Origin of the sequence: Streptomyces sp. WM4235 (assembly GCF_001279725.1) — a bacterium.
Classification (GTDB): Bacteria; Actinomycetota; Actinomycetes; order Streptomycetales; family Streptomycetaceae; genus Streptomyces.
In genome coordinates, this window is the sequence record NZ_LGDE01000288.1 from 1 (window position 1) to 436 (window position 436).

A 436-nucleotide genomic window follows, 5' to 3' on the forward strand; every position below is an offset into this window, starting at 1 on the left:
CCCCGGGGCCGCCGGAGCGCCCGCGTACCCGCCGAAGGACGGCATCGGCGGCGGGATGAGCCGGGCGCGCTCCTGCTCCCGCCAGAGCCGCAACGGCTCGGGGCCGAGCGGGAACGCCTGGAGCTGCACGCCGCCCGTGGTCTCCTCGCCGGTGACCTGTCCCTCGACCGTGGCGCCGAGGCCGAGCGGCACGGCGACGAACTGACGCACCGTCCCCTTGCCCGAGTTGATCCCGTCCAGCCACGGCTGGCGCGGGAGCACCACGTAGTTCTGCGGGCGGTGCGCGAGCCGTCCCGTCCAGCGCTCGCCCGAGACGGCGCAGACCTTGCCGACGCCGACCTGGAGCGCCGCGGGCTCCCGGGTCCCCGCGAAGCTCAGCCACATCGCCTCGCGCAGGTAAACCGGCAGCATCACCCCGCCCTTGGCGAGCCACTCG

At 75.7% G+C, this 436-nt stretch carries 1 pseudogene; it reads right to left on the reverse strand.

Annotated elements, in window-relative coordinates:
- A pseudogene (locus ADK55_RS19695) lies at positions 1-436 on the reverse strand (hypothetical protein); the annotation flags it as partial.